This is a genomic window from Muricomes intestini (assembly GCF_004346165.1).
Classification (GTDB): Bacteria; Bacillota; Clostridia; order Lachnospirales; family Lachnospiraceae; genus Muricomes; species Muricomes intestini.
Map to the genome: position 1 here is coordinate 1 of NZ_SLZZ01000022.1, position 26470 is coordinate 26470.

Sequence of the window (26470 nt, forward strand, 5' to 3'; positions counted from 1 at the left end):
TCAAGTATTGGCAAATCCTGATTCATCTACTTCATGTAGATAGATTATCTCATATCGGATCTGAAATTTGGAACGCTATGTTATTCATCGCTTACGATTAAAGAATACATGACAGAAAATAAAAGCAGCTATTATGCAAACGTAACGGAGCGCAATGAAAGTATCCATATAAGTGAGGGCGGCAAACCGTTTTTTAAGGGCGGTTTTTCTCGATATATCGAGGTCTATTTGCCGAAATCATACCATGAAAATCTTACTGTTACTTCAACGAATGGAGATATTGATTTTTCTGACATGAGCATAGATTCATCCATGCTCCGTATTGATAATTCGTCCGGGAATGTCACATTGGATAATGCGGTTGGTTCTGATAGCGGGGTTGTCGGCAACAATCCGACCGTAACCGTTAAAGTAGAGACAAACAATGGGGATATAGAGGTAACACAATGAAACTAATAGAATTTTGCCACAGAAAAATAAAGAGTGTACATAATAATACGACAAAATGTGAAAGTTTGGATTTTGTTGAAATGGTTTATAGTAACAAAGTATATCCGTTGATGTACTGCCGAATGGTAATACAGGGAAGTTTTGACATTGAAAAATTGAAAAAGGCAGTTTATCTATCCAGTCAATATGTCCCCGAAATTCTTTATATTTATGACTTTAAGCGTAGGTGCCTTGTCGACCGGGGCTTAACTGTTGAAAATGTATTTATTCTTGACCGTGTTGGCTTTGAAGCTGATTTTTGGTGGGATTTAAGTAGAAATGCCCAGTTGCAGATCACCTTTTCTAAGGAAGAACAGGGAAACATTATGGTCATTGGAATGAGCCATATTTTGGCCGATGGTTCGGGTTTTTTGCAATACCTCTATTTGTTATCGTCACTTTACAACGGCGCCTCTTTGGGCAATAAATTGCAAAACACAAGGGATATTTCCCCTCTTTTGAAGAATATTCGTGTTCAATCTGAAACAGAGCAAACAAAATATGGTAAACAAATTGAGGTTAGTCCCTTGCGGACTTTTAACAGTGGTACAAAGTTTTTCTGCTTGAATAGTACAATTGCTCCAAATGATCTGACTGCAATTCATGTAAAAGCAAAGAAAAGCGGTGCAACACTTAACCATGCTTTTATTGCGGCCTATGCCCGTGTCATAGCCCGTTTACAAAACACGGATAAGATAATTTTACCCTGTCCGGCTGATTTGCGTAGGTTTCAGCTAGAGCAAGATAATCTAACTGTAGCAAATATGACTGGAATTTATAAAACGATTATCGTAGAAATCAACCCACAGCATACGTTCAGCGAAACCTTATCACAGGTTTGTATTGAAATGACCCTCCAAAAAAACCGCTGCCGTTGCTTTGCAGGTATATGGCTGCTTAACTTTGCTTTTCATAAAACACCTTGTTTTGTACTAAAGAAAGCAATTAAAAAAAGCTATCATTTGCTCCCTGTTTCCTATACCAATATGGGAATAATAGACCATGAAAAGCTGTATTTTCACGACTGTAATATCAATAAATGTTATTTGACGGGAACCTATCGGCGTCCCCCTGACTTTCAGCTTTCTATTAGTACATTTCGGAATACATGCACATTAAATTGTACTTTGATTGGAGAAGATGTTGACGAAAGCATAGGTCAATTCATTTTGGAACAAGTAAAAAAAGAATTATTGGAATGGATACAAGAATAGCAAAGCAATTATGTAATCAAGAGAGATATCAACTATATTAGGGAACACTATCAGGAGGGGCACTAGGTACTTATACAATAGCGGCCCCTACATCGTAATATAAAGAATTTACACAAAAAAATAATAGAGCAGCAACAAATGTCTGTACTGGAAAGCCCTTTCACAGTTTCATTTTTCAGCCATTTTGTCGTAGACTTAATATTGTGAAAAAAAGAAGGGTGAAGTATAATGGAAATTATGGAAGCATATCGGGAAAAGGCAAACAGAATCATAGGAGAAAAATAGGAAAGGTCAGGTGAAGATAAAAATGTTTAGGGATTTAGTGATTGCCAACAGAAGCTGCCGTGGATATGATGAAACCTACAAGATATCCCGAGAGGTACTGTTGGAACTGGTGGATTGTGCGCGGCTGACAGCCTGCAGTGTGAATGCGCAGCCATTTAAGTATTTTCTAGCCTGGGAGGCAGACGCTGTTCATACAATTCAGTCGTTGACAAAGTGGGCAGCAGCCCTGCCCGGCCTGCAGATCCCCCACGAAGGAATGTGTCCTACCGGATTTATTGTAATTTGTCAGGATACGAATATCAGAGAATCATTGGCGGCACACCAGAAAGATGTAGGAATTGCAGCTCAGACGATACTGTTGGCGGCAACTGAAAAGGGACTTGGCGGGTGTATGATTGCAAATTTTAGTCCGGGAAGATTAAAGTCTGCGTTACATCTGGCTGAGAATTTAACTCCGGTACTGGCAGTCGCGCTGGGAAAGCCCAAAGAGAAAGTAGTGCTGACTGAAATAGAAGCTGGAGAAAGCACAACATATTACAGAGATGAAAATGACGTACACTATGTCCCAAAGCGTAAATTAGAAGATATTTTAGTATGAAGATTGGAACAGCTACAGATTGGAGGAATTTACAATGAGAAAGAATTTTGGAGCAAAACCGTACACTTATCCGCAGCCGGTATTAATTATTGCTACCTATGGAGAGGATGGGACTGTCGACGCCATGAATGCTGCATGGGGCGGAATCAGTGAAAGCAATCAAATTTCTATGTGCCTTAGCGCAGGGCATAAGACAGTTAAGAACATTCTTAAGCGCAGCGCGTTCACTGTCAGCATGGCGGATGCCAGACATGTGGTGGAATGTGACTATGTGGGAATTGTATCTGCCAATGATGTGCCGGATAAATTTGAGAAAACCGGATTTCATACGATTAAAAGCGAGTTCGTGGATGCGCCGCTAATCAACGAATTGCCCATGGCGCTGGAATGCAGACTGATAAGCTATGATGAAGAATCCTGCCGTTTGGTTGGAGAAATTATGAATGTCAGCGCAGACGAAAGTATTCTTGATGAGCAGGGAAAGATTGATCCGATGAAGCTTGACCCGATTACCTTTGATCCGGTAAATAACACATATTTGAGACTGGGAGAGCAAGCTGGATATGCTTTCAAGGATGGAGCAAAACTGAAATAAAAGACATTGAAAAGTTGCTTTAAGGAATTTGAAAAGGTGTAAATAGGAGAAGCTGTAATGGTTGAAAAAATAATGGATAATGTTATTACAATAGGTGAAACTATCGCAGTTGAATTTAAAAGGTGTGGTAACGGAATCGAAAATGACACATATGAGACAGTCTGCTCTTTTTTAAACAGGTATGGTGGTGATATTTATTTGGGAATTGCGGATGATGGACATGTCGTCGGTATATCTGAGAGGGCAGCTGCTGATATGATCAGGAACTTTATAAAAGTAATCAGCAATCCCAATATGTTTCAGCTAACAGTTTATCTTGAAGCAAAGATTGTGGAGTATAAAGGCAAAACAATTATTCATGTTCATGTACCTCCAAGTTCAGAAGTGCATAGTTTTAAGAAAGTTATTTATGACAGAGTAGACGATGCGGATGTAAAAGTTACAGCAACAAGTCAGATTGCATCTATGTACATCCGCAAACAAAACATCTTTACTGAAAAGAGAATATATCCTTATTTGAAGACCGAACAGTTACGGATGAATTTATTACCTAAAGTGAGGCAGATGGCGATTAATAATGCCGGAGGAAAGCATCCATGGGAAAGTATGAATGATGAAGAATTTTTAAGAAGTGCCGGTTTGTATGGGGAAGATGTGGGTACCGGGCAAAAAGGATATAATTTAGCGGCTGTCATGCTGCTGGGAAAAGACGAAACAATATTGTCAGTTGTTCCTGGGTACAGAACAGATGCATTGCTGCGAAAAGTGAATGTAGACAGATATGATGACCGTTTAATTGTGCAGACCAATCTGATTGAAAGTTATGAACAGCTGATGGGGTTTGCAGAGAAGCATCTGTGGGATAAGTTTTTCCTTGAAAAGGACAGAAGGGTAAGTCTCCGAAATATTATAGCAAGAGAAATGCTTGTAAATACTTTGATTCATCGGGAAATGACAAGCACTTATATTGCAAAATTTGTAATCGAGAAGGACAGAATGTTTGTAGAAAATGCAAATCGAGCTGTTCGAGAGGGTGTGTTGACGCCGGATGATTTTGAGCCAAATCCTAAGAACCCGATTATTGCTGCATTTTTTAGAAATATTGGTTTATCAGATCAATTAGGATCCGGGGTTAGGAACTTGTTTAAATATGGAAAGTTATATTCGGGAAAAGAACCGGAGCTGAAAGAAGGAGATGTGTTCAGAATCAGTGTTCCCCTTGATGATGATTACTCATTTGACATGAGAACGAAAAATGTCAACATCGGAGAAAACATCGGAGAAAACATCGGAGAAAACGTCGGAGATAAAGTCCGGGAAGTCAGTGAATACACAGCAATTTCAAATGTTCAAAAGCAGATTTTGACTGAGTTAGGAAATAATCCATATTTGTCAGCAAGGGAATTATCTGAAATTATAGGGATTTCATCGAGAAGGATAGAGGCCAATATTAAAAAATTGAAAGAGTTGCAATATTTATCAAGGGTAGGTTCTCCGAGGAAAGGCTATTGGATAGTAAAGAATATAAGCTAAAAACACAAAGGTGAAAAATAAGGGAGAGGCTCATATGAAAAGACTGAAAAAAACAGGTATTATACTGCTTGTACTTCTTGTACTGTTTAGCATAGCAGGCTGCAAGAAAAAAGCTGAAGAAACAGAAAAACCGGCGAAACCCGCGAAAACGGAGGATAAGAAGCCGGAGAAAAAGGAGGAACCGGCCGAACAGATTCCGGCAAACCAGAATCTATTAACCGGATTGGGAGATTTGTCGGATGGGGCCATAGGGAAAAGGCCTGTGGCAGTTATGGTGAATAATGTGCAGGATGCGCTGCCACAGTATGGTGTGGCGGAAGCAGATATTATATATGAAATTCCCGTCGAGGGGGATGTGACTCGTTTTATGGCAATGTACGGGGATTATACAGCAATGCCTCAGGTTTGTGCAGTCAGAAGCTGCCGCTATTATTTTCCTGCATTTTCCCAGGGCTATGATGCATTCTATGTAAACTGGGGAATCGACGACAGTATCTCAGATTATCTGGAGGCTTTGAATCTGGATCAATATGACGGAATGAATAATGCCGGCGGGCTTTTCGGACGTGATCAGGACAGGATAAATGCAGGCTATTCTCTGGAGCATACAGGATATTTCGACGGTCCGAAGTTTTCCGCGGTTGTTCAGTCTGAAGGCAGAAGAATAGACCTGACAGAAAACAAGAAGGACACAGCATTTAGATTCAACGGATTAAAGGAGCAGCTGAAGCCGAAGGGAGTAGACTGTAACACGGTAAATATCAATTTTGGCGCTGCTACGGCTACTTTGACTTATGATCCTGCAACGAAGACTTATCTGAAGCAGATAAACGGAAACCCGCAGATGGACAGCCGCTCAAATACACAACTTGCATTTACAAATGTATTTGTGCTTGAAACGGAGATTTCGGTCAGAGATGATATTGGACATAAGAATGTGGATTGGGACGGAAGTGAGACGGCTGTGGGTTACTATGTTTCAAACGGCGGTGTCCAGAAGATATACTGGAACAAAGATACCAACGATGAGACTTCCTATCTGCGGTTCTACGATCAGGAAAGTAAAGAAGAGATCAAAGTTAACCGTGGAAAGAGCTATATTGCTGTTAATTATCCCGGTCAAAGTGAATTTAAATAAAAGACTCTGACACCTATTGCACATAACCTTTTGACCTTCGTATCATATAATGATGTTGGGGTCAAAAGGTATTTTGACCCTTGATACCTACGGATTGCTCCGCACTTTGTGCTCCCGCAATCCTAAAAACATTCGAAATCCGCCCTGCTCGGGCTGCTTTCTCATGTTTTGCGGGTCCCAAAGTCATGCTTTTTCATGCAAGCATGAAACACATAACCTTTTGACCTTCGTATCATATAATATTATAAAATGTTACCGGAGATTAATAATGCGCAAGTTTAACCAAAATTTAGGTTATAAAGAGGAATGCCGGAAGATTCCAATTCAGTTTCCGCCCCAGCATCAGGATTTGCAGCCAGGGTTGGAAAGCCTTATGGAGCCAAAGCCGATTTTTGACAATCCCAATTATATTGGAACTGGGAAGTTAAAAGACAAGGTAGCCCTTGTGACCGGTGGTGACAGTGGGATTGGAAGAGCAGTTTCTGTAGCGTTTGCTAAAGAAGGGGCAGACGTATGTATTATTTATTACAATGAGCACGAGGATGCAAGGATGACCAAATCATGTATAGAAGCACAGGGCAGACGATGTCTTTTATTTGCCGGTGATGTGCGGAATGAAGCCTTCTGCAGAAAAGCGGCAGCAAAGTGTGTTTCAGATTTGGGCAGCCTGGATATTTTGGTAAATAATGCCGGTGTACAGTTTCCCCAGGATGATATTCAGGACATTTCTATGGAGCAGATGGAAACCACTTTTCAGATTAACTTTTTTGGAATCTTTCTGATGACGAAAATAGCTCTGTCTTACATGAAATGCGGCAGTACCATTATCAATACCACATCGGTTACGGCCTACAACGGAAATGATCAGCTTATTGATTACTCCAGCACTAAAGGTGCCATCGTCAGTTTTACACGTTCTATGGCGCGCTCCCTTGTGTCCCATGGAATCCGGGTGAACGCTGTTGCCCCCGGACCAATATGGACGCCTCTGCAGCCAGCAAGCTGGCCTGCTGATTATATTGAAACTTTTGGCTCAAGCACGCCTATGAAGAGGGCCGGACAGCCTGTGGAGCTGGCTCCTACCTATGTGTATCTTGCCAGTGATGATGCTTCTTATGTCACCGGGCAGGTACTCCATGTAGACGGCGGACAGTCTATGCAGTCGTGACAGCGTTGAGAAAAGGCAAACAAAGCATCTTCGTTTGTAGACGGGAGAGTCTGGCAAGCCAGACTCTTTTTCAAAGAAAATTATTACGCTTCTCCAACGATTTCTCCTGCCAATTTTCCCACAAGTTCATCTAAAGCGCCTAGCTGCGTTTCCTTCAATGCAGATTTTATCGCGAAGTTCTCTGTCAGGAGTGTCATATTTTTCATTTCACTGATTTTAGCTTCTATCAGTTTTGCAGACATGGGTGCCCAAGTTCCGTTTCCCAGTACGGCCACCGTGCGGTTTTGTATATTCAATGCCTTCATATCATCCAGATAGTTCGCCATAACAGGATAAATACCAGCGTTATATGTGGGAGAAGCCAGTACCAGATGACTGTATTTAAAACTGTCTGATATTAGTTCAGACACATGGGTTCCGGAAATGTCGTGAACGGCAATATTTTTCACACCGGCACAGGCAAGCCTGACAGCCAGTACATCGGCGGCATTCTCTGTATTGCCGTACATGGAAGCATAAGCAATCATGACACCCTTAACTTCCGGTTCATACCTGCTCCACAGATTGTATTTGTCCAGTATATATTCCAGATTGTTTCTCCAGATTGGCCCGTGGAGAGAGCAGATATAATGAATTTTCAGGGGGCATATCTTCTTCAGCACATTTTGTACCTGTACGCCGTATTTCCCCACAATATTGGTGTAATACCGGCGGGACTCATCCAGCCAGTCTCTGTCAAAGTCTATTTCATCATTGAAAATATTTCCTCCAAGCGCCCCGAAGGTTCCGAAAGCATCGGCGGAAAACAGTACTTTATCTGTTTCATCATAGGTCATCATTACCTCCGGCCAGTGTACCATAGGAGCCATAATAAAATGAAGAGTATGCTTTCCGCAGGAGAAAGTATCCCCTTCTTTTATGATGTTCTTTTTCCCTTCAATATCCATCCCGTAAAACTGGTCAATCATGGGAAAAGTCTTTGCATTTCCGATAATCTGCATATCCGGATAGCGGAGCAGCAAATCTGCGATGAGAGAGCAGTGATCCGGCTCCATATGATTGATTATTAGATAATCAAGAACCCTTCCGGAAAGCACTCCCTCTACATTCTCCAGAAACTGCCGGCCTATAGCATTATCGACTGTATCAAAGAGCACAGTCTTTTCATCCAGGAGCAGATAGGAATTATAAGCGATGCCCTTTGGGACAGGAAACATATTCTCAAAACGTTCCAGGCGGCGGTCACTCCCCCCGACCCAGTATAAATCAGCTGTTACTTTTCTAAAACAATACATCCATGTGTCCTCCTCGTTGTATGTATGTCTTATTTTATCATAAAAGTAAAAATACGCAAGAGAAGAGAGTGCAATCATTGATACAATTTTACCTATTTTGTTGTTCCTTATAAATTCCTTAGAATTGCTGTTTATTATAAAGCAGTAAGGAAAAAGGTGTTAGGAGGATGAAAATGCAGGATTTTATTTTAGAGACAAGAGGGGTGTGTAAATCTTTCCACGGTCAGATGGTTTTGGATCATATTTCACTGATGATACCGGAGGGGTGTGTCTATGGGCTGCTTGGGCCTAATGGGGCGGGAAAGTCTACTCTGTTGAAAATGTTTTCGGGCATGCTGCGTCCGGATGAGGGTGAGATTTTATTTGAAGGAGAGCAGTGGTCCAGACAATGTCTTGTTAAAACGGGGCTCCTAATTGAGCAGCCGTCATTATATGAGAATCTGACAGCCAGGGAGAATCTGGAGGTCAGAAGGCTGCTTTTAGGGGAGCCTCGGGGGCGTATTGACGAAGTGCTGGATATTGTAGATTTGAAGGATACTAAAAAGAAGCGGGCAGGACAGTTTTCCATGGGGATGAAACAGAGGCTGGGAATCGCGGCAGCTCTTTTAAATCATCCCCGGCTGTTGATTCTGGATGAACCCGCAAATGGTTTGGATCCATTTGGAATCCAGGAGCTAAGAGAACTGATCCGTGGATTTGCGGCACAGGGGATAACGGTGATTGTTTCCAGCCATATTTTAAGCGAGGTGGAGCAGATAGCCAATTATATTGGAATTATATCAGAAGGTGTCCTCGGTTATCAGGGCGGTATGAAGCAGGGAGAAGACCTGGAACAACTTTTTACAGAAGTAGTGAAGAAGAACAGGAGGAAAGCGATATGTTGAAGGCATATATAAAGGCAGAAAATCTGAAGCACACGCATACAGTCACTGCTAAGCTGTTTTGGCTGGTACCTTTATTCGCTATTGTGATACCTGTCTTTTTATCAACACAGAATGCGGGTTATTATTACCAGATGAACCAGTTCAACTGGTCTTATACCACGTTCTATCCCATGCTGCTTCTTTTGAGTGCGGCTTTTGCTGTTCAGAGGGAGAAAAAACTGAAGAACCGAGTAATCAGTGCATTGCCTATTGATTTGAAAAAGGTGTGGGCTGCAAAGGCTGCATACATCTTAAAGACATTGGCTGTGGCAGCAATCATCATTTATGCCGCGGAGGAAACAATCAGCCGGATATTTGCCGCAGGAGGCAGCAGGACGATTTCCGGGACAGCCGGCTTTGAGGCGGTCCTGCTTTGGATTATCTTAATTATGTGGCAGATTCCGCTCTGGCTGTTCGTCTTTCATATATTGGGTTTTGCAGCAGGAATGATCCTGGGACTCGCAGGAAACATAGCATTAGGTGTTTTAGGTGCGTTATCAAAGTGGTGGCTGCTGAATCCATTTACCTATATCAATCGTCTGATGTGCCCGGTACTTAAGATATTGCCAAACAATCTTCCAGCAGTACCGGAGAGCCAGACTTATTTTGAGGGAGTACTAAACCCCAATGTCATACCTCGGGGAATTGTAGCGTCTCTGCTATTATTTATTGTTTTATATATACTGACTGCCAAATGGTATCAGAGAAAGGAGGAGACAGGATGGGAAAATTAGGACGGGCTATGGCATCCGAGTTTTTAAAAATGCGCAGAACATGGATTCTATGGATACACCTTGTAATGCCTGTGACAGGAATTACCATATTTCTTCTTTATTATCACTACACAGGCTGGAATGACTGGGGAAAAATTTCCGGTTACCTGGAGGTTTTAGCTGTGGTCTGCCCTACTCTTGTGGGTATCATCTGTGCTCTGGCAGCGGATCAGGAAAAAGAAGCCGGACACCTGCAAAATCTTTTTGGTGTGACAAAGAGCAGATGTTTTATTATGGCAGAAAAGTTAGCCGTATTGCTTATCTGTAACCTGGCTGCTCTCTTTCTTGCCACGGCAGGATTCGGCATCGGTTTTGGCGGCGGAGAATCCAACCTGAAGCTTCCGGCGAATTTTTACTTAATAATGGCCATGCTTTTGTGGCTGCCTCAGTTTTTTGCCTACTGCTTTCATTTATATCTTGGGCTGCGTTTTTCAAAAGGTATTACAATCGGGGCTGGAATCGTGGGAAGTCTTCTGGCGGCGCTTTTTTTGACCGGAATGGGGGACGAAATCTGGATATTTTTCCCCTGTGCCTGGGCAGGACGCTTTACGATGTATTACATTTCGTATATCCGGGGAAATATAAATATATCTTTCTTGACGGACCAGGCAAAAGTTGGAATAATACTGGTAGGGCTTCTTACTTTGGCAGGGGGCGTGCTGTTCTTTGTATGGGTACATGTTTACGAGGGCAGCAGGATAGAAGACTGACGATCAAACTGAATGTTTAGAGAGGGAAAGTGCTATGGCGTATATTCTGGCAGTAGATGATGACAAAGCGATTCTGGCGTTAATCCGCCGCGCTCTGGAAAAGGACGGACATACGGTAACGGTCTGCGAAAGTGCCGGGGAAGTGGATACATTGTTTTTAAGCAGATATGATTTGATTCTGCTGGATATTATGATGCCGGGCACAGACGGAATCAGTTTCTGCCGGGATATCCGCAGCCAGGTGGACTGCCCCTTACTTTTTCTGACCGCAAGAACAGATGAAAGTAGTATTATGAATGCTCTTGGCTCAGGTGCAGATGATTACATTATGAAACCTTTTGGGATTGGAGAACTAAGGGCAAGGGTACAGGCTCATTTGCGCCGGGAAAAGCGTGAGAAGAAGAATGCTGTACAGATATCGGGAGTCTTGTTTGACCTTGCGGGAAAGCAGGCTGAAATCGAAAACCACTTGGTGCCGCTGACGAAAAGTGAATACGAGATCAGTGAATATCTGGCTCTCAATCACGGCCAGGTATTTTCCAAGGAGCAGGTTTTCGAGAAGGTATTCGGCTATGAAAGAGATTCAGATGTGACGGCAATCACAGAGCACGTGAAAAACATACGGGCAAAGTTTGCGGAATACAAAATGAACCCAATAGAGACAGTATGGGGGATTGGATATAAATGGAAGTAAAGAAAAAAATAACATTACAATCTGTTTTCTGGCGCTTCTCTATTTGCCTTTTTGGACTGACGGCGGCAAGTTTACTGGCCTGCTGGATTATGATTTTCTTTCTCCCCCAGACAGGGGAGATCCTGCCGGCAAATTATAGTGAAAACATGCTGGAGGATAACCGGGAGGAAATTGAGAATGCCAAAACTGTGACAGATGAATTAATACCGGACGGGTGCAGTTATGGGGTTTTTCAAACGGACGGAACTTATCTCTACGGAAATATGAATGAAAAAAATCAAAATAAAATGTGGAATGAATATGCACGGGGGAGTTCCGGCAACCCAAATATGGGATATCTGAAATATTTCCAAAGGAAGGAAGAGGTTTGTATTGCTGCATATCGTCTAAAAGCAGAATTTGTAAATCCTCTTCTCAGGAAATGGCTGCCTGGTTTTCCCGAAACGGTTCTAATTCTGATCCTGCTGATATTTTTGATTGGGATTGTTCTTCTGAGCCGAAAATTTGGGAATATTGTCGGAAGAGAGTTAAAATCGGTTAAGCAGGTGACGGAAAAGGTAAGACTTAAGGATCTGGAATTTGAAAAGCCGGATACAAGGATTCGGGAGGTTGACGAGGTTATGGAGTCTCTGGAGAAGATGAGGGAGGCTCTGGAAGCTTCTCTGAAGGCACAGTGGAAAATGGAAGAGGCGCGCAGACAGCAGATAGGCGCACTGATTCATGATATTAAGACACCCTTGACTGTTATACGGGGAAATGCGCAGCTTATGCAGGAGGCTGAATCGGCTGAGGAAGCCCGGGAATGCGAAGAATACATTTTACAGGAGACAGGACGGATTGAAGAGTATATACAGATTCTGCAGAGAATGCTGCAGTCGGAGGAAGGGTCACAGTTTCAGAAAGAAAAAGTAGATGTAAGACAGACTGCCGAAGCATTTGCAGCAAGTGCGAAAATGCTTGCGGAGGCAAACCATCAGAATCTGGAGGTTGTAATTTCTTCCATTCCAGATTATATTAAAAGTAACAGACAGCTTCTTCTAAGGGCCTGGGAGAATCTGCTTTCCAACGCTCTGGAATATACACCGGCGGGAGGGGATATCTGTATTTCTATAAAAGAGGAGAGCGGTAAACTTTTATTTGCAATAGAAGACAGCGGCCTGGGGTTTACAGAAGAGGGCATACGCAGGGGAACGCAGCAGTTTTATCAGGGCGATAAAAGCAGGAATTCCCGGAACCATTATGGTGTGGGACTGTTTATGGTAGATTCGTTTGTGAAGCATCAGGGCGGGAGACTGACACTGGAAAATTCTCCAAGAACAAAGGGTGCACTTGTCCGTCTGGAAATCAATATGTGAGATGAAGCGCAGCAAAATCGAGCTGATGGCTGAACTGTTACAGAGAATGAGGAAAAAGACTGATTATTCTATTAATGGGTTGACTTCTTTTAGGAAATTTGTGTACAATAATAAAGACGGCCTGTTTGGGCCACTGTGCACAGGAAACTATGTTAATTGTAAAAACAGAAGAAAGGAAGATTCCCATTTGAGTGTAATTATATCTAAACTAAAAGAAGTCCTGCTTTCCGTACTGCCTATCACGGCAATCGTGATTATACTTAATTTTACTTTGACACCTCTTGACAGACCGGTCATGCTTAGATTTCTTATCGGGGCACTTCTGGTTATTATTGGACTGACTATATTTTTGCTTGGAGTTGATACGGGCATTACCCCAATTGGAAATACCATGGGAGCGGGAATGATAAAGCCGAATAAAGTTACTATTGTGGTGATCGCCGGTTTACTGCTTGGTTTCTTTATTTCCATTGCCGAACCCGATCTCCATATACTAGCCGGGCAGGTTGATTCGGTTACAGGCGGGTTAATTTCGAAGGTGGCTATTCTTATTGTGGTATCCTTAGGCATTGCGGTAATGCTATCTATAGGGCTTGCCAGAATCGTTTATAATTTTCCACTCAATAAGCTGCTTACTATCTTATATGGCATTATTCTGATTCTTGCCATATTTACTTCTCCGGAATTTATAGCGGTAGCTTTTGATGCATCGGGAGCTACGACAGGGGCATTGACGGTTCCGTTTATACTGGCTCTTGCAATAGGTGTTTCAAAATTAAAGAAAGATAGTAAATCTTCAGAGAAGGACAGTTTTGGTCTTGTTGGAATATCCTCCACAGGTGCAATCTTTGGGGTTTTAATCATGAGCATTATCACGAAATCAGATAAAATTTCCGGCAGCCTCGAAATGTCCGGGACAGAATCATCAGCGGTTCTTGCACCATTTTTTCAGCAGGTTTCTACTATAGCAAAGGAAGTGCTGGTTGCTCTGGCTCCTATATTACTTATTTTTCTGGTATTTCAAAAAGTTTCGTTTAAGTTGTCAAAAACAAAAGTACGGAAGATATTGTTTGGAATATTATTTACCTTTATTGGACTGGTTCTGTTCCTGACGGGGGTAAATGCAGGATTTATGGAGGTAGGGAGTATTGTAGGATATAAGCTGGCCTCTATGGACAGCCCGGTATATGTTGTTTTAGTCGGACTTATACTCGGTATGGTCACGATTCTTGCAGAGCCGGCAGTCTATGTACTGACTCATCAGATCGAGGAAGTGACAAGCGGATATGTAAAAAGAAAGGTAGTAATGGTATCCCTGGCTCTGGGTGTAGCATTAGCTGTTGCCTTGTCCGTTATAAGAATTTTGATTCCGGGAATAAAGTTGTGGCATTATTTACTGCCGGGGTTTATTATATCAATAGTGCTGTCATATTTTGTGCCGGAGTTGTTTGTGGGTATTGCCTTCGACTCGGGAGGTGTAGCTTCGGGACCGATGACCGCTACGTTTATTCTGGCATTTGCTCAGGGCGTTGCTGAATCCATAGAAGGAGCAAATGTATTGGTAGATGGATTCGGTGTGATTGCAATGGTTGCAATGACTCCTATAATAGCGCTTCAGATATTGGGTCTTATTTTTAAGATGAAATCCAAAAAAGGAGGACTGGAGAATAATGGATGATAAGCTGAATATTGAGCTGATCTGCATGATTGTAAATTACGATTGGGGCAGCAGAGTAATAAAATCAGCAAAGCGATGCGGTGTTTCCGGCGGGACAGTCACGCTGGGAAGGGGTGCTGCAGGAAGCGGCCTTCTGGATTTTCTGGGACTTGCCGAGGTGAGAAAAGAGATTGTCTATATGGCTGCTGAGAGGGAAGTCGCTTATATGGCGCTGGAAGAACTTAATAAAGAATATCAGTTCCACAGACCAAATCATGGGATAGCTTTTTCAACATCTATCTGTGGTATTCTTGGAACGAAGCATATTGTATGCAGGAATAATAAAGAAGAAAGAGGTGCAGAGAACCCTATGTATCATGTCATCACAGTCATTGTAGATAAGGGGAAGGCCGAAGATGTAATTACCGCGGCCACGAAAGCCGGCTCTAAGGGCGGCACTATCATGAATGCCAGGGGCTCAGGAATTCACGAGACGAGAAAATTATTTTCCATGGACATTGAGCCGGAGAAAGAGATTGTCATCATATTGTCAGAGACAGATAAAACGGAAGAGATCACTTCCATGATCAAAGATCAGCTTAATATGGATGAGCCCGGGAATGGGATTATCTATGTACAAAATGCTAATAAAACTTATGGAATCTATAAATAAGAAAAATTTAAAATTAAATAAGAACTGAAAAGGAAGGATGCAGAGTAAAAAATATGATTATGTTGTTTTAACAACATAAAAAGAAATCTAAATCACGTAAACTCTAATCATGTAATGAAAAACAATTTACAGAAATGAAAGGAGCAAGTGAGTATGGAGAATAAGATGTTTTGTTTTCAATGTCAGGAAACAGTCGGATGTAAAGGCTGTACAAATGGCGGAGTATGTGGTAAAAAACCGAGAACAGCAAATCTGCAGGATTTATTAGTATATGCATCCCGTGGATTAAGTGAGGTGACCACCCGTCTCAGAGAAGAAGAAACTGATGTTGAAAGAGCTGTAAATCATTTGGTGACAGATAATTTATTTACTACAATCACCAATGCCAATTTTGATGATGAAGCAATCATAGATAAGATTCAGAAAACAGTTGATACCACTAAGAAGCTAAGAAGTGAGCTGAAAAATCAGTCAGGTCTTACAGAGGCTGCTTTGTGGAACGGGGACGGCGACTGGGATGAAAAAGCCAGTCAGGTCGGTGTTCTGGTTACTGAGAATGAGGATATACGCAGTTTAAGAGAATTAATCACTTATGGCCTGAAAGGTATGGCAGCTTATTTGTTCCATGCAGAAGCTTATGGACAGATTTTTCCTGAGATTGAAAGGTTCATGCAGGAAGCTTTGGCAAAAACACGTGATGACAGCCTGAGTGTAGATGATTTGGTGGCATTGACCCTGGAGACAGGAAAAATTGGTGTGGATGCTATGGCAGCATTGGATGGAGCTAATACAGCAGCTTATGGAAATCCTGAGATTACATCCGTGCCAATCGGCGTGGGCAAAAATCCCGGCATCCTGATTTCCGGACATGATCTCCATGATCTGGAGATGCTGCTGGAGCAGACACAGGGCACAGGGGTAGACGTGTATACACATTCTGAGATGTTACCGGGCCATTATTATCCGGCATTTAAGAAATATTCTAATTTTGTAGGAAATTACGGAAATGCATGGTGGAAACAGAAAGAAGAATTTGACACCTTTAACGGTCCAATTCTGTTTACATCAAACTGCATTGTGCCTCCGAAGGACAGCTGTAAAGGCCGAATTTATACTTCGGGTGCATCAGGATTTCCGGGCTGTAAGCATATTCCGGAGGATGAGAACGGTAAGAAAGATTTCAGTGAGATCATCGAGCATGCAAAGAAATGTCAGCCGCCTGTAGAAATAGAGACAGGAGAGATTGTCGGCGGATTTGCCCACAGTCAAGTTATCGCACTGGCAGATAAAATTGTAGATGCCGTAAAGTCAGGTGCTATTAAGAAGTTTGTAGTTATGGCAGGCTGTGACGGCCGTATGAAGTCACGCAGCTACTACACAGAATTTGCAGAGGCACTGCCTAAAGATGCAGTAATCCTGACGGCAGGCTGTGCAAAGTATAGATATAACAAGCTGAATCTGGGCGATATCGGAGGTATTCCCAGAGTACTGGATGCAGGTCAGTGCAACGATTCCTATTCACTGGCAGTCATTGCAATGAAATTGCAGGAAGTCTTTGGACTGGATGATATCAATGACCTCCCGATTATCTATAATATCGCATGGTATGAGCAAAAGGCTGTTATCGTTCTGTTAGCCCTGCTGTCCCTCGGCGTGAAGAACATCCACTTAGGACCGACACTGCCGGCCTTCTTGTCACCGAACGTCACAAAGGTTCTGGTAGACAATTTTGGAATCGCAGGAATTACAACTGTAGAAGACGACATGAAAGCATTTTTCGCATAAGTCAGATACCCCGCAGCAATAAATGCAGAGAGCGGATCTTGAAAATAAACAAGATTCGCTCCTTTTCTATTTTCATGTAGATATGATATAATGATGTCAAATATGGCGCAGGGGAGGAATTTATTTGTCTGATTATCAGAATGCTGCCGGCAGAGTGCTTTTAGAGATCCAGAAGGCTATTGTGGGGAAGGCGGATGTGGCGGAGAAGATTATGATGGCGGTTCTCGCGGGAGGACATGTTCTGGTGGAGGATATTCCTGGAACAGGGAAGACTACAATGGCTCTGGCGTTTTCCAAAGCGATGGGTTTAAAGGAGAAGCGGGTTCAGTTTACGCCGGATGTGCTTCCGGCGGATCTAACCGGGTTTACTTTATATCAGAAAGAGACAGAGCAGTTTGTCTATCAGCCGGGTGCTGTGATGTGTAATTTTTTGCTGGCGGATGAAATCAACCGGGCCTCTCCTAAGACTCAATCGGCACTTCTGGAAGTCATGGAAGAACGGCAGGTGACAGTGGATGGTGTAACCCGGAAGACCGGGGAGCCGTTTGTTGTAATTGCGACAGAAAATCCTGTGGGGTCCGCAGGAACTCAACTTCTGCCGGAATCCCAGCTGGACCGCTTTATGATATGTGTTAAGATGGGATATCCGTCTGTGAAAGAAGAGGTAGAAATCTTGAAGAGAAGCAGGCGGGGCCGCACGGCTGATTCAGTGGAGAAGGTGGTGACGGTGCAGTGGCTTAAAGAAGCACAGGAGGAGGTTAGGGAAGTATATGTACACGATGTGGTTTATACGTATATTGCCCAGCTGGCAAAGGCAACCAGGGGAAGAGACGATGTTGTCATGGGCTTAAGCCCCAGGGGGGCGGTTGCACTGACGGCGATGGCAAAGGCAGGGGCCTATTTAAAGGGCAGGAATTATGTGATTCCTGATGATGTGACAGATGTATTTTCCTGTGTTGCAATACACCGTATACAGCTGAGCGCGAGAGCAAAAGTAGGACATATAAGAATCGGAGACATTTTAGAACAGATTCTGGCGGAGGTAAATCCACCGTCCATAAAGAGGGGAAAGGCGGATAAATGGGGAAGAGGATAGCAGTATATATACTGTTTGCTCTGACAACCGGATATTTATTTGTAATGTATGACACTTCTGTTTTGTCTGTTGCCCTTGTTCTGGAATTTTTATATCCTTTGGCTTCAGCCATATATTTGCACCTTGTCTGCAGGAGCCTTACGGCAGAATTGGGAAGCTTGCCGGAGACAGGAGAAAAGAACCGGAAAATGCGGATAGGGTTATGGATAAGAAATAAGTCTCTTGTCTGGAACGGAAAGTATGAGCTCCTGCTCCAAATTGGTTTGCAGGGGAAAACCCGGCAAGCGAAAAAACGCGTATCCGGCATGGCAGAAGCTCACAGTAATCAAGAAACGTTTTTTTATTTCACTTCATCATACTGCGGGCGTGTGGAAATTTCTCTGAAAAAGATGAAAGTATATGATTTGCCGGGATTCTTTTACCGCACAATTCCGCTGGCGGAGAAAAAAACAATCGGAATCTTACCTAATATTCACTGGAAGCTGTCGGCAAAAGAGGATCGGTTTATGGTGAAAGAATATGGTTTTCCCCTTGGATGTACAGTGCTCCTCTGGCTGGACTTATCCAAAGAAAACCAAAGCAGCACGGAACTTGATCAGATGCTGGAGCGTGCGGCATGTTTAAGCTTTACACTGGTTCTGGAAAAGTGTATTCATATGGCAGCCTGGTTTGATGAGAAGAATGAAAGAGTTATAAAGCGGAAAATAGACAGCGAAGAAGCTGTTTATGAATTTATATATCATATGCTGGATATGGAGCCATATGGAAGCAGGGACATCATGAAAGTTTATTATGAGCATGCATTTTGGGGAGACCATTTTAGCAGCATTGTTGTCATTGATGGAGCTGGAAAAATCCGTGTAAATGGAGAGGAGCAGGATGTTTTGCTTCTGTAGGGGGAAGGTTGAATGAAGAAAAGACGTGCAGAAAAAACGGGCATACGGCTGTGGAAAGAAAACGATAAAAAGTTTTTCGTAGGCAGCATGGACAAGTTTGTACTGTTTTTGGCGAGGACGCTGGCAGTCGGATTTCTGGCCCTTGCCTGGTGGGAGAGCCTGCTGTCTGTTTTTCCCATAGAGTTGGACAGAAAATGGCTGTATATGCCTTTGTTCGCTTTTTCTGCCTTATGCGTGTGGTTCGCGGGCATTCGGGGAAAGAAGAAAATAATTCCCGGGGCAGCCGGAGTGATTTTGATTTCGTCCCTGATATGGAAAAACAAAAATTTGACTGTGGCAGTTCTTGATTCTTTGGCAAATGCTTATCTGCGGGTTCATGATGAAGGAAATGTTCCACTGCTTCTCTATAATGTGCCGGTTACGGCAGATGTCTGGCTTGGTGTCGGAATTGCGGTTGTGACACTTCCTTTGCTGGCAGTTTTTTCTTTTATGCTGAGCCGGGATAAAGGAAAGGCTGTGGTTCTTGTGCTGCTTATGCTCCCTGTGTTTCTGGCAGCTGTAGAAGGGGCCTTTCCTTCTGTACAAGCCTGTATTTCTCTGTTTTTTACAGCGGGAGTCTATTATTCCATTAGCGGGAAACATAGTGGCAGAACAGTCTGGAGAGAAGCTGTGGCGGCAGGGGGATTTCTTCTGATTCTCAGTATACTTTCTTGGGAAGCTGCACAACCAATCGAGGCAAAAAAGGAAAACAAAGAAGGCCGATATTTTCAGGCCCGTGCATTTGTTGAGACCAGAGTTATCCAAAAGGTGGAGGATGCGGTCAGGACAGGTAAAGAAAAGCAGCATGACGATAACCAGGGGGAAAATGCTTCTAATCAGGAAAAAAATGAGGAGGATAATGAGAAGTATGTGGACTCCGGGCAGGTTCCAGAGGATGATCCTTTAGATATGGGGCAGGGAGCCGGCACATCTTCCGGGGGACGTCCTGCCTTTCTGACGGGAACAGAAAACTCCAACCTGCGGAATATTGGTTCATTTCAGCCTGGTGATGGAGAAGGATTGTGGGTGGTGAGCGGCACTTTACCTGAGAGTACCTATTATCTGCCGCTGGAATATGGAAAGGATTATGCGGACAGCAGCTGGCAGACAGTTGAGCCGGACGATAAGGTCTATGCAGAATACAGTCAGTATCCGGAGAATTTGTCCCGGCTTATGGAGTTGTGTAAAAAGCAGAACATTTACAATGTGAAGGATGCAGCAAACTTTATACAGACGGAATTTGAGGAAAATACGGTCTATTCTTATAGTCCGGGAACGACTCCCGGGGATTGGGATTTTGCCGAATATTTTTTGTTTGAGAACAAGAAAGGGTTTTGTGTCCATTTTGCCACGACAGCCACACTGATGTACCGTATGATGGGTTTTACGGCCAGATATGCGGCCGGATATTCCATACCGGTGTCGGCATTTGAAAAGCAGGAGGATGGAAGTTACAGGGCAAAAGTGACCGGAGAAATGGGACATGCCTGGTGTGAGACTTATGACAATGGATGGATGATACGTGAACATACGCTCCCTTATACAGGAGATAATCCTGCGGCAGCGCCCCCCGCCTCTTCCAGCAATCGGGCCCAAAAAGAAAATTGGGTGGCCGCAGCAGCGGTACTGGTTCTTGCTGCCTTTCTTTTCTGGATTCATGCATCAGTCAGAAGAAGACAGAAGGCTCGAACGGCCAGAGAATATGCAGACGGCAGGGGAATTCTTTCTCTCTATCTTATGCTCTGGGACATCGCGGAGGTTGCAGGGACACCCAGGGAAAATTCACTCAGTGGTTCTGCTTTTGAAAAATTAAAAATAACCCTGCCGGAAATATCTGGACAGGATTGGGAATGGATTCAGCAGGCAGTTCAGCAGACGATGTTCGGAAAACAGCCTCCTTCCAAAGAAATTCATGAAAGGCTGTATCGCCTTGTTATGGAGGAGGCCCGGATTATTCAGGGAAAGCTTACTGTCCGCAAGAAGATAAGGTACAGATACGTGAAGTGCCTGCCCTTGAGTTTTTAAAAGATGAAAGGATCTTGATTGCGGCGGTGGTTTTCAAGTCCCTTTTTTGAGATATCCTGGCCTTCAAAATAAACGGAGCCGCAGGCACTTACTTTTTTCGGTGATCTAACAGGATACGGATCAGCAGTGCAAGTATCAGCACTCCGGATATGGAGTAACCCAGAAAACTGATCCAGGGTATGCCAAACCAGTGGGGAATTGCATCAATCCCTGCAGTAAGTCCGGAGCCGATAAATAGTGCGGCAGCGATAAAACTTAAGATAAACCGGTTGGCAGTTCTTTGCATATCTTTACGGACTTCCTCGGAATCGGACAGCTGCAGATTGAGCTGTGCCTGCCCGTTCTTAGTGATGTTCAACAAGTCTGAAAGCTGGGAGGGTATATCCATGGACTTATCCAGAGAAGCATATAATTTACGGCCATTATGCCGTAACAATTTTTTTACATCTATTTCCTTCAGCATAAGAGAGGACATGTGGGCAGAAAGTATCTGTAGAATACTCACATCGGGGGCGCAGAGGGTAAGCGTTCCTTCCATGGTAATCATACTGCGGCCGAGCAGAGTGATATCCGGTGTGATAGCAAGCCGGTGTTCCTTCAACAGTGAAAACAGCCGGTCTATCAGATCACCCAGTTTCATGGTGCCAAAATCCATGGATAGATATCTGTTGAGGATATCGTCAATATCTGTGTACAACCGTGCATGGTTTACCCTGTCCTGTGGTTCGCCAAAAGTCAGAAGGACATTCTTTAATGAATAAATGTCCTGTTCCAGGATGGCAGCGATTGCTTTTTTCAGCAGCTGTTTGTTGTGCTCGGGCAGTTGTCCTGTCATGCCGAGATCAAGCCATGCAATCTGTCCGCCGGAAATCCAGAGGTTGCCGGGGTGGGGATCCGCATGGAAAAACCCGTCCTCCAATATTTGTTTACAGTAATTTTCAGCGGTTTTTTGACCGATTTCTGTCATGTCATAGCCCAGTTCCTTCAGATGTTCAATTTCATCAATCTGAATCCCGTCAATATAATCCATGACAAGAAGCCGGGGCGTAGTAAACGCATGAAAGACCTGGGGGCAGGTTACATAGGCGATATCTTTCTGATTGGCATAGAACAAATCCAGGTTTGCCGCCTCCTGAATAAAATTCATCTCCTCCTGGGAGGTTTTCCAGAGCTCATCCAGAATCGTATTAAAATCAATCAATCCTTTGGTCCCTGTGGCCAGTTTCAAAATACCTGTTGCCTTTTTCATCAGAGAAATATCATTTTTCATAATCTCTCTGATAGAAGGTCTCTGGATCTTGATTACAACCTTCCTGCCATCTTTCAGCACAGCAGGATGTACCTGGGCAATGGAGGCGGAGCCAAGGGGTATCTCATCTATGTGGGAAAAGATATTTTCCACAGGCTCTTTTAGCTCATCTTCAATGAGGCGGGACACCAAACCGTAGGGTAAAGGCTTCACTTCTGTGCGCAGTTTTGTAAGCTCCCGGCAATAGTTTTCCGGGAGCATATCTGAGCGCATGGACATAATCTGTCCAAGCTTTACATAGGTGGGTCCTAAGTCCTCCAGTATTTCCCGGAGCCTGACAGGAGTCAGACCATGTGTGATCTGATGCCTTCTTAGTACACTAAGAATCTCGCCAAGCCGCTTTTGGGAAGCCGGAGCCACATTTTCACGTTGAATCTGAGCTGCATTTGTCTTATCCATAGATAATTCCCTATCATTAGTTTTCTGAATTGCCGGTAAATGAATTGTCAGGATCAGCTGTTTCTTTATCTGTTTTTTCTTCAGCGGGTTTTTCAGTTCCTTTGTCTTCTTGTTCTTCTCCAGCGGGTTCTGACGGGGCGTCAGCAGCTTCAGCTTTGGTGCTCTTTTCAGCTTTTGCAATCTTTTCTTTTAGTTCTTCCAGCTCCTCGGGAGACATATGGTTTACCGCGGCCATAGCATCTTTAAATTCTTTTACTACAGTGACTGAAACATGTTCTTTTACCTTCGTCTTTGTGCTCTGTTTAAGCTCCTCATTTAAAACCTTTCCCTGGTCGACGGTAAGTTCACCTTTTTTTACCAGAGTGTCCACCACATCTTTTGCTGTTTCGGCTGTAGTTGCAACGGCGCCTACACCAGCAAGAAATATTTTCTTTAATCCTTCGCTTAATTCCATACTGTACCATCCTTCCTGTGTTTATGTGATAAATAAAGCATTATTCCGGAGGGCTAGCTCGACTGCACCCCAAGGGTACCGTCCTTGTTAAGCAACCACACTACGGTTGCTAACCAAGGACATGCGCTTCGCTGCATCTCGCTTCGGCTAAGCGCCGAATAGAGATATTTACAAATTGTCCTTAGCAAGCGAGCTTGCACGACCAATGTGTAAATTTTTTGCCTTCCTCTATTCCAGAGGGCTAGCTCGACTGCACCCCAAGGGTACCGTCCTTGTTAAGCAACCACACTACGGTTGCTAACCAAGGACATGCGCTTCGCTGCATCTCGCTTCGGCTAAGCGCCGAATAGAAATATTTACAAATTGTCCTTAGCAAGCGAGCTTGCACGGCCAATGTGTAAATATTTCTGCCCTCCTTGTTAGTTACCTATATTATACCCATAATTTCTAAGAACGCAAAGGTTTTTGCTGAAATGGGTGGGGTAAATTTATTGCGGGCAGTTTGTACTTTAAATTTTGCTTGCGGATTCAAATGCTTTCCATATTGCACCCATTAAGTTGGATACGTGATCACAGTCTCCAAGTGTTTCGAACTGCACTCCACAATCTTCCAATTGCTCTGCAAGTGAATGCTCAGAAATATATCCAATACTGCTGATGACTGTATCGGACGGAAGGACTGTCTGTTTTCCGTCTTTTTCAATTGTAACACTGTCCTCAGAAATCTGAACAATTTGTGTATCTGTATGGATGCCTATATGATATTGCTCAATAGCCATTCTGAGCATGTTTTCGTTTGCCGCACATAAATCTTCTTTTTTAGATAAGATTTCTGGAAGAACTTCTACAACATTTACTTCTTTTCCTGTCAAAGCCTGCTCATAAGCAATTTCAATGCCTGTAAGACCGCCGCCTATAATTACCACATGCTCACCGATCGGCTTCTTGCCAAGAAGCGCATCTACTGCCGATACTACATGGGGAGAATCGGACCCGGGAACGCCTGATAAAATCCTGGGAGCAGAACCTGTTGCGACATAAACCACATCTGGGTTCTCGAGCTTGACATGGTCGGTCGTCACGTTACAATTCATATGGACAGTAACACCTGTCTCTTTCATCTGCTGTTCATACCAGGAGATGAGTTTCCTGTCTGCCTTCTTAAAGCTCATAGATGAAGCTGCGATAAACATTCCTCCCAGGCGGTCTGCCTTTTCATACAAGTCTACTTTATGACCTCTCAAAGCACAGACCCTTGCGGTCTCCATACCGGCGATACCCCCGCCAATTACCATCACATTCTTTGGCGAAGCGGTGGGTTTTAACTCATAAGCCTTTTCATTGCAGCAGGCGGGATTCAATGCGCAACTCATATCCTTCATATTAAAGATTCTCTGCAGACAGCCAACATGACAGGCGATGCAGGGGCGAATATGCTCTGCCTTGTCATTCATAGCCTTTTTGGGCCAATAGGGATCGGCCAATAAGCTTCTTGCCAGACCAATCGCGTCAATTTTCCCTTCCCTGATAGCTTTGTCATCTGCCGCAGGATCTTCCATACGCCCTGCGCAGATTACGGGAATGTTTACCTTTTCTTTGATAAATGCGCAGTCTTCCAGATTGCATGCTTCCGGCATATATACCGGAGGATGTGCCCAGAACCAGGAATCATAGGTACCATTATCTGCATCTAAAGCAGCATATCCGTATTTTTCCAGCAGCCTTGCCACTTCTATAGACTCTTCTCTTGTACGACCGAATTCATCAAATGTTTCACCAGGTAATGCACCCTGATTAAAGCCCTTCATTTTTGATGTCACGCTATAGCGCATAAGGACCGGAAAATCGTCACCACAGGCAGCGTGAATTCTTTCTACAATTTCCTTTGCAAACCTTAAACGGTTTTCCAGTCTGGGGCCGCCATATTCATCCTCCCGGGTATTCATATTTGCCAATGAAAACTGATCCAGTAAGTAGCCCTCGTGCATTGCATGGATTTCAACACCGTCAAATCCGGCATCCTTGCATAATCTGGCGCCTACTTCAAAGCCGTGTAAATACATCTCAATATCTTCTTTTGTTAATGCGCGGTGCTTAATCTCCGGCTTCCAGACATTGGGGAGTCCGTCAGATGGAGCAATTGGTTCTCCGGACATAAACCACACCGGTGCAGTACGTCCTGAGGCGGCACTTAACTGACAGACGATCTTTGCTCCATATTTATGTACTTCGTCAGTCAGTTTCCTGGTATTTGTAATAAATTCATCGCCGGAATTTAACACACAGTTTCCGCCTTCTACGGAATCATATTTATTTTGTACAGCCATTCCGCCTGTTATAATTAAACCTATGCCTCCTTTGGCTCTTTCAACAAAATAGTCGATGCCATCCTGTGTGTAACTGTTATCATGGTTTACCATCCGCTGAGAATGTATACCCATTGCCGCCATAACAGTTCTGTTTTTGATTTCCATGTTCCCGATTTTCCAGGGCCTAGATATAGCCTGAAGTCTTCCCATATTCTTTGCCTCCTATATAGTTTATTTTATACACATGTATAATTTAAACTATATAGCATTGTTATTATTTTGTCAATAAAAAGAAGTGCTATTTACACTATATTTTTTTTATGGTACAGTTATCCTATGATACCAGGGTCAAAAGGTCATGCTTTTTCATGCAAGCATGAAACGTATGACCTTTTGACCCTGGTATCATCCTATATATTTATAGCAGAGGTACTTATATGCCAAGTGATGGAGCAAAAACTAAGATTACAATTATAAACACAGCAATAGGGTTATTTAAAGATAAAGGATATCAAAATGTATCTATAAAAGATATCTGTGATTCTCTGAATATCCAAAGGGGAACCTTTTATTATCATTTTAATAGCAAAGACGCTATTATCGACTCTTTCTATGATGATATCGAAATTCCACAGCAATATCAGTCCAAAATCATTACTACCGACAATTGCTGGCTGAAGCTGTGGCTTCTTTTTAAGCCTACCATAGACTGGACAGTGGAGATGGGCTCTGACATATTGTCAACTATTATTATGATAAATCTGCAAAATGGCCGTTCTACTTTTTTCCCGTCTGCAGAGGACAGCACGAAAGAAAATACACTGCAGATAATAAAAAAAGGGCAGAGGGAAGGGCAATTTCTCAATTCCCGAGCCCCGCTGGACATCTACCACACAATCCGAAATCAGATTCTTGGAATTTGTCTTATATGGTGTACGAAGGACGGTGCTTTCAATGAAAGTCAGGAAATACACGATTCATTGATTTCTATCCTGCAGGTCGAATCTTCTTGTGTCGAAGAAGAAAAGGAATGGGTGCAAAATGATAAAAGCTAACAG

At 43.3% G+C, this 26470-nt stretch carries 23 protein-coding genes; 19 read left to right on the top strand and 4 right to left on the bottom strand.

The genetic code is table 11. From position 1 onward, the window contains the following. Positions 1-108: 108 nt before the first annotated feature. The 7 genes from EDD59_RS13310 to EDD59_RS13340 all read left to right on the top strand — a co-directional run bounded on the left by EDD59_RS13310 (position 109) and on the right by EDD59_RS13340 (position 7020). On the top strand, positions 109-450 hold the full coding sequence (locus EDD59_RS13310) for a DUF4097 family beta strand repeat-containing protein (RefSeq protein WP_132382692.1): 342 nt from the start codon (positions 109-111) through the stop codon (positions 448-450). Beyond that, a complete protein-coding gene (locus EDD59_RS13315) occupies positions 447-1703 on the top strand; it encodes a condensation domain-containing protein (protein ID WP_132382694.1) in 1257 nt (418 codons plus the stop codon). Before EDD59_RS13310 ends, EDD59_RS13315 begins: the two co-directional genes overlap by 4 nt. 307 nt (positions 1704-2010) lie before the next feature. Then, positions 2011-2586, top strand: coding sequence for a nitroreductase family protein (locus EDD59_RS13320; RefSeq protein ID WP_132382696.1), 576 nt, complete (start codon positions 2011-2013; stop codon positions 2584-2586). Positions 2587-2620: 34 nt separating this feature from the next. After that, positions 2621-3181 (top strand): flavin reductase family protein, encoded by a 561-nt coding sequence (locus EDD59_RS13325; RefSeq protein ID WP_132382698.1) that lies wholly within the window; start codon positions 2621-2623, stop codon positions 3179-3181. 57 nt (positions 3182-3238) lie between these two features. Beyond that, positions 3239-4714 carry an RNA-binding domain-containing protein gene (locus EDD59_RS13330; protein ID WP_132382700.1) on the top strand — a complete coding sequence of 492 codons (1476 nt, stop codon included), beginning with the start codon at positions 3239-3241 and terminating at the stop codon, positions 4712-4714. 34 nt (positions 4715-4748) lie between these two features. Continuing rightward, positions 4749-5852: a DUF3048 domain-containing protein gene (locus EDD59_RS13335; RefSeq protein WP_330572137.1), complete on the top strand. Its 1104-nt coding sequence runs from the start codon at positions 4749-4751 to the stop codon at positions 5850-5852. A gap of 268 nt (positions 5853-6120) precedes the next feature. Continuing rightward, on the top strand, positions 6121-7020 hold the full coding sequence (locus tag EDD59_RS13340; RefSeq protein ID WP_132382702.1) for an SDR family oxidoreductase: 900 nt from the start codon (positions 6121-6123) through the stop codon (positions 7018-7020). 83 nt (positions 7021-7103) lie between these two features. Here EDD59_RS13340 and EDD59_RS13345 read toward each other — a convergent pair whose 3' ends face one another. After that, positions 7104-8315 carry an FprA family A-type flavoprotein gene (locus EDD59_RS13345; protein ID WP_132382704.1) on the bottom strand — a complete coding sequence of 404 codons (1212 nt, stop codon included), beginning with the start codon at positions 8313-8315 and terminating at the stop codon, positions 7104-7106. A 173-nt stretch (positions 8316-8488) separates the two neighbouring features. Here EDD59_RS13345 and EDD59_RS13350 point away from each other — a divergent pair, with 173 nt between their 5' ends. The 11 genes from EDD59_RS13350 (at position 8489) to EDD59_RS13400 (ending at position 20941) form a co-directional block, all read left to right on the top strand. Further along, positions 8489-9199, top strand: coding sequence for a lantibiotic protection ABC transporter ATP-binding protein (locus tag EDD59_RS13350; protein WP_132382706.1), 711 nt, complete (start codon positions 8489-8491; stop codon positions 9197-9199). Further along, complete coding sequence (locus EDD59_RS13355; RefSeq protein WP_132382708.1) at positions 9193-9972, top strand: lantibiotic immunity ABC transporter MutE/EpiE family permease subunit; 780 nt, start codon at positions 9193-9195, stop codon at positions 9970-9972. Before EDD59_RS13350 ends, EDD59_RS13355 begins: the two co-directional genes overlap by 7 nt. Further along, positions 9960-10721, top strand: coding sequence for a lantibiotic immunity ABC transporter MutG family permease subunit (locus EDD59_RS13360; protein ID WP_165920944.1), 762 nt, complete (start codon positions 9960-9962; stop codon positions 10719-10721). The genes EDD59_RS13355 and EDD59_RS13360 overlap by 13 nt, the downstream gene beginning before the upstream one ends. A 34-nt stretch (positions 10722-10755) precedes the next feature. Beyond that, positions 10756-11415, top strand: coding sequence for a response regulator transcription factor (locus EDD59_RS13365; protein WP_132382712.1), 660 nt, complete (start codon positions 10756-10758; stop codon positions 11413-11415). After that, positions 11406-12770, top strand: a complete 1365-nt coding sequence (locus tag EDD59_RS13370; protein ID WP_132382714.1) for a sensor histidine kinase — start codon at positions 11406-11408, stop codon at positions 12768-12770. Before EDD59_RS13365 ends, EDD59_RS13370 begins: the two co-directional genes overlap by 10 nt. A gap of 25 nt (positions 12771-12795) precedes the next feature. After that, the gene (locus tag EDD59_RS13375) at positions 12796-14448 is read left to right on the top strand and encodes a DUF1538 domain-containing protein (RefSeq protein WP_330572139.1); all 1653 of its coding nucleotides are present in this window, start codon (positions 12796-12798) and stop codon (positions 14446-14448) included. After that, complete coding sequence (locus tag EDD59_RS13380) at positions 14441-15100, top strand: P-II family nitrogen regulator (RefSeq protein WP_132382716.1); 660 nt, start codon at positions 14441-14443, stop codon at positions 15098-15100. Before EDD59_RS13375 ends, EDD59_RS13380 begins: the two co-directional genes overlap by 8 nt. A gap of 153 nt (positions 15101-15253) precedes the next feature. Beyond that, the gene (hcp, locus tag EDD59_RS13385) at positions 15254-16885 is read left to right on the top strand and encodes a hydroxylamine reductase (protein ID WP_132382718.1); all 1632 of its coding nucleotides are present in this window, start codon (positions 15254-15256) and stop codon (positions 16883-16885) included. 124 nt (positions 16886-17009) lie between these two features. Then, complete coding sequence (locus EDD59_RS13390) at positions 17010-17981, top strand: AAA family ATPase (protein ID WP_132382720.1); 972 nt, start codon at positions 17010-17012, stop codon at positions 17979-17981. After that, a complete protein-coding gene (locus EDD59_RS13395; RefSeq protein ID WP_132382722.1) occupies positions 17966-18877 on the top strand; it encodes a DUF58 domain-containing protein in 912 nt (303 codons plus the stop codon). Before EDD59_RS13390 ends, EDD59_RS13395 begins: the two co-directional genes overlap by 16 nt. A 12-nt stretch (positions 18878-18889) precedes the next feature. Next, positions 18890-20941: a transglutaminase-like domain-containing protein gene (locus tag EDD59_RS13400; RefSeq protein WP_132382724.1), complete on the top strand. Its 2052-nt coding sequence runs from the start codon at positions 18890-18892 to the stop codon at positions 20939-20941. 88 nt (positions 20942-21029) lie between these two features. On the opposite strand, the gene EDD59_RS13405 is transcribed toward EDD59_RS13400, so the two are convergent. The 3 genes from EDD59_RS13405 to EDD59_RS13415 form a co-directional block, all read right to left on the bottom strand. After that, the gene (locus tag EDD59_RS13405; protein ID WP_132382726.1) at positions 21030-22649 is read right to left on the bottom strand and encodes an ABC1 kinase family protein; all 1620 of its coding nucleotides are present in this window, start codon (positions 22647-22649) and stop codon (positions 21030-21032) included. Between the two features lie 16 nt (positions 22650-22665). After that, positions 22666-23103 (bottom strand): phasin family protein, encoded by a 438-nt coding sequence (locus EDD59_RS13410; RefSeq protein ID WP_132382728.1) that lies wholly within the window; start codon positions 23101-23103, stop codon positions 22666-22668. Positions 23104-23612: 509 nt separating this feature from the next. Beyond that, a complete protein-coding gene (locus tag EDD59_RS13415; RefSeq protein ID WP_132382730.1) occupies positions 23613-25622 on the bottom strand; it encodes an oxidoreductase in 2010 nt (669 codons plus the stop codon). A 227-nt stretch (positions 25623-25849) separates the two neighbouring features. On the opposite strand from EDD59_RS13415, the gene EDD59_RS13420 reads away from it, so the two are divergent. Then, complete coding sequence (locus EDD59_RS13420) at positions 25850-26467, top strand: TetR/AcrR family transcriptional regulator (protein WP_132382732.1); 618 nt, start codon at positions 25850-25852, stop codon at positions 26465-26467. Positions 26468-26470: the final 3 nt, after the last annotated feature.